A 3,963-nucleotide genomic window follows, 5' to 3' on the forward strand; every position below is an offset into this window, starting at 1 on the left:
TACTATCGGCTCTTGGTCTAGCCACTACTACGGGAACCTGGCTGTTCCCAAGCCCCGTCGCTTTAGCGCGGGGTCAGTGACTATCAAGATCTGGCCGGGCAAACCAGGAAAATTGGCAACAACCGCGCGATCGCAGGTACAATAAAAACAATGTCTGTTGCTCGTTCGCTCTGGTGGTTCCCGTTGAGGGGAAAGCCTCCCCTTCTCAAAACTTTTCTCCAGTACTATAATAGCCGCCCTGCCGTTTCCAGCCAAATACCTATTGTGTAGCAGGGCGTCCGTTTCTCAAACCAACCAACTCGAACGATATTGAAGCGAAATTAGCACCACAACCCATGTTTGATGCCCTTTCTGACCGCTTGGAGTCCGCATGGAAAAAACTGCGGGGCCAGGACAAAATTAGCACCACCAATATCAAAGATGCCCTGCGGGAAGTCCGCCGTGCCCTATTAGAGGCGGATGTCAACTTTCAAGTTGTTAAAGACTTTATTGCCGAAGTAGAAACCAAAGCCCAGGGAGAAGAAGTTCTCCGGGGGGTCAAACCCGCCCAGCAATTCGTCAAAATTGTCCAAGACGAACTCACCCAGGTCATGGGGGAAACCAACGTTCCCCTAGCGCACAGCGACACCCCACCCACCATCGTGTTAATGGCAGGTCTGCAAGGCAGCGGTAAAACCACCGCCACCGCCAAACTAGCCCTGCACCTGCGCAAACAAGAACGCAACGCCCTGTTGGTGGCAGCAGACGTATACCGACCAGCAGCGGTGGACCAATTGGTCACCCTAGGGCAGCAAATTGACATACCGGTATTTGAAAAGGGCACTGCAGCCGACCCGGTGGAAATTGCCTGCGAAGGGGTAGAAAAAGCCAAAGCGGAAAACATCGATACGGTCATCATCGATACCGCCGGTCGCTTGCAAATCGACCAAGACATGATGGCCGAGTTGGGGCGCATCAAAGAAGCCATTACCCCCCACGAAACCCTACTGGTGGTGGATGCCATGACCGGTCAGGAAGCCGCCAACCTGACCCGCACTTTCCACGAGCAAATTGGGGTCAGCGGTGCCATCGTCACCAAAATGGACGGCGACAGCCGCGGCGGGGCAGCCCTATCCATCCGTCGCGTTTCCGGCGCGCCCATTAAATTTATCGGTACCGGCGAAAAAGTAGAAGCCCTGCAACCGTTCTATCCCGACCGCATGGCCTCTCGCATCCTGGGCATGGGAGATGTGGTCAGCCTGGTGGAACGGGCTGCTGAGGAAGTCGATATGGGCGATGCGGAGCAAATGCAAGAGAAAATGCTCTCCGCCCAATTTGACTTTAACGACTTCCTCAAGCAAATGCGGCTGATGAAAAACATGGGGTCTCTGGGGGGATTGATGAAAATGCTCCCAGGGATGAACAAAATCAGCAGCGACCAAATCGAGCAGGGGGAAAAGCAGCTCAAAGTAGCGGAAGCAGCCATCAACTCCATGACCAGGCAAGAGCGTCAGCAGCCCGAGTTGCTTTCCAGTTCCCCCAGCCGTCGCCGGCGCATAGCCAAAGGGTCTGGGTTGGAAGAAAAAGACGTGATGAAGCTGGTGAGCGATTTTCAGAAAATGCGCTCCATGATGCAGCAGTTTGGTTCCGGACAAATGCCGGGCATGCCAGGAATGCCAGGAATGGGTGGCGGTGGTATGTTTGGCGGTCAAAAAGGTATGCCCGGTTGGCGGGGACAACGCGGCCAGCAGCCCAAGAAGAAAAAGAAAAAGAAAGGCAAGAAAAAGAAAGGCTTCGCGGATTTGTAGGAGCGCTGGGGGTAGCCAAAAGCCTCCCTGCATGTTATGATGGCTATTTTGGAAGTAGAAATTGAGCCGGTGCCCACAGCCGGTGTCCCTGTTCAGTAGTTTCATTTTTTTTGCAAACAGCATGATCAAACTGCGACTGAAGCGATTCGGTAGAAAGCGTCAAGTTAGTTTCCGTCTAGTGGCCACCCACAATTCCAAGCGCCGGGACGGCCGTCCTCTGGCCGAGTTGGGGTATTATAACCCTAGAACCGACGAAACTAGGTTGGACGTGCCAGCGATCGTTAGCTACCTACAAAAAGGTGCTAAGCCGACGGAAACCGTGCATAGGATTCTTACCAAAGCCAATGTCTTCGAACAGGTCAACGCTGAAAACAATTCCTAACGAGGGCGACAGCAACAGCCAGACAACTCCCAATTATGAAGGGCTGGTGCGATACTTGGTCCAGCCCTTTTTGGACTCGCCCGACTCCTTACGTTTGGACTGCGAACGTTTCCCCCACAAGCGCAAAGCCTGGATTCGCCTGGCGATTGAAGGCATTGACAAGGGACGCGTGTTTGGTCGTGGGGGGCGCAACCTGCAGGCGGTACGGACAATTTTGACCGCCCTGGCAACGGCGGTCGGGGAATCCGTGCATTTGGATGTTTACGGGGAGGAAACTGCCACGGAGGCGGAAACGGCAACTGGTACCGCTGGCAAAAATCCGCCTCGCAAGCGACAGAGCAATTGGTCGGAAAAACCAACCAAATCTGGGCGTCACGAAGAGTCCCCCGATAGTGCCGACAAGGGAGAGCGCGGTAGCAACAAACCTCGCAAGCAGCGCCGCCGTTCTCCCAAATAAATGCTTCCTCGATGGCGATCGCGGACGTAGCGTTTTGGTGCCCAAAATCGGTAGCATGGAGATTCGGGGCGGCTGAATGGCATGCCAGGATGGCGGTCTTTTCTGCGATCGCTGGTTTCCCTAGCAGTAGCGTTGCCGGTTATGTAACACGACTTTTGAGTGCATGGTAGAGTCCCAAACCATTTCCTTGCCCAGCATTGAAAGCGCGATCGCACTGGCTGGCAAGCAAGAAGCCAACCTAAAAACGCTCTCAGCGCAAACCGGGGCCACGGTGGTACTGCGCGGGAGCGATTTATATATTTCGGGGACGGAAAATCAAGTTCGCCGGTGCCAGCGTTTGGTGCGATCGCTACAAAACTACTGGCAAAACGGTCAGTCCATCAGCAGTGTGGATATTGTTGCCGCCTGCCAGGCCATGGATACCGAACGCCAGGAAGACTTAGAGCAAATGCAGCAAGAAATCCTGTTGACCACGCGACGGGGCGATCGCATCCGTCCGAGAACGTTCCGCCAGCGGCGCTACATCCAGTCCATGCAAACCCACGACCTCACCTTTTGCATTGGACCGGCGGGAACGGGAAAAACCTACTTAGCAGCGTTACTGGCCATCAAATCCATGCTTGCCGGCGATTTTGAACGGTTAATTTTAACCCGACCCGCGATCGAAGCAGGAGAACATTTAGGCTTTCTGCCGGGAGATTTGCAGCAAAAAATCGATCCCTACCTACGTCCCCTCTACGACGCTCTCTACGAAGGCATCGACCCGGAAAAAGTAGAAAGCCTGATGGAGCGGGGAATCATCGAAGTAGCGCCCCTAGCTTACATGCGCGGGCGCACCCTCAACAATGCTTTTGTGATTTTAGACGAAGCCCAAAACACCACCCCAGCGCAAATGAAAATGTTTCTCACCCGCCTCGGCTTTCATTCGCGTATGGTGGTCACCGGCGACAAAACCCAAACCGACCTACCCGGAAAACAAATGTCGGGTTTGGATATGGCAATCGATATTTTAGAAAGCGTGGAAGGCATTGCTTTTTGCTATCTTTCCCCATCGGATGTGGTGCGCCATCCCTTGGTACAAAAAATTGTCAACGCCTACGAAAAGTCAGAGCAATCATAAGGTCGTCCGTGGCGGCGGCGATTGTTGGGGCGATCGCATTTTCCCATCCCCGAAAAACCATAAAAAAAACGCCCTCCCGCAGGAGAGCGTTTTTACAGCTCCTAAACTCTAGTCCAGCTTAGGAGAACGGATGTCCTAGCCTTTGATGGAAGGAGCAACTTGTTCGGTAGCAGCCAAGTCCAAGGGGAAGTTGTGAGCATTGCGCTCGTGCATAACT

4 protein-coding genes are annotated in these 3,963 nt (G+C 53.8%); all 4 read left to right on the plus strand.

Annotated features, from left to right (window positions below; genetic code table 11):
* The first annotated feature begins 335 nt into the window (after positions 1–335).
* The 4 genes from ffh (at position 336) to AS151_RS05555 (ending at position 3,746) form a co-directional block, all read left to right on the plus strand.
* Positions 336–1,787: a signal recognition particle protein gene (gene ffh / locus AS151_RS05540; RefSeq protein ID WP_071516057.1), complete on the plus strand. Its 1,452-nt coding sequence runs from the start codon at positions 336–338 to the stop codon at positions 1,785–1,787.
* A gap of 121 nt (positions 1,788–1,908) precedes the next feature.
* A complete protein-coding gene (gene rpsP, locus AS151_RS05545; protein ID WP_071516058.1) occupies positions 1,909–2,169 on the plus strand; it encodes a 30S ribosomal protein S16 in 261 nt (86 codons plus the stop codon).
* Positions 2,132–2,626, plus strand: coding sequence for a KH domain-containing protein (locus AS151_RS05550; RefSeq protein WP_084639422.1), 495 nt, complete (start codon positions 2,132–2,134; stop codon positions 2,624–2,626). Before rpsP ends, AS151_RS05550 begins: the two co-directional genes overlap by 38 nt.
* 163 nt (positions 2,627–2,789) lie before the next feature.
* The gene (locus AS151_RS05555; protein WP_071516060.1) at positions 2,790–3,746 is read left to right on the plus strand and encodes a PhoH family protein; all 957 of its coding nucleotides are present in this window, start codon (positions 2,790–2,792) and stop codon (positions 3,744–3,746) included.
* Positions 3,747–3,963 lie beyond the last annotated feature (217 nt).

Origin of the sequence: Geitlerinema sp. PCC 9228 (assembly GCF_001870905.1) — a bacterium.
Taxonomy (GTDB): Bacteria; Cyanobacteriota; Cyanobacteriia; order Cyanobacteriales; family PCC-9228; genus PCC-9228.

Excerpts from the sequence above, each read along its gene's own strand:
- rpsP (WP_071516058.1), top strand. The coding sequence starts at position 1,909 with ATGATCAAACTGCGACTGAAGCGATTCGGTAGAAAGCGTCAAGTTAGT.
- ffh (WP_071516057.1), top strand. The coding sequence starts at position 336 with ATGTTTGATGCCCTTTCTGACCGCTTGGAGTCCGCATGGAAAAAACTG.
- AS151_RS05550 (WP_084639422.1), top strand. The coding sequence starts at position 2,132 with ATGTCTTCGAACAGGTCAACGCTGAAAACAATTCCTAACGAGGGCGAC.
- AS151_RS05555 (WP_071516060.1), top strand. The coding sequence starts at position 2,790 with ATGGTAGAGTCCCAAACCATTTCCTTGCCCAGCATTGAAAGCGCGATC.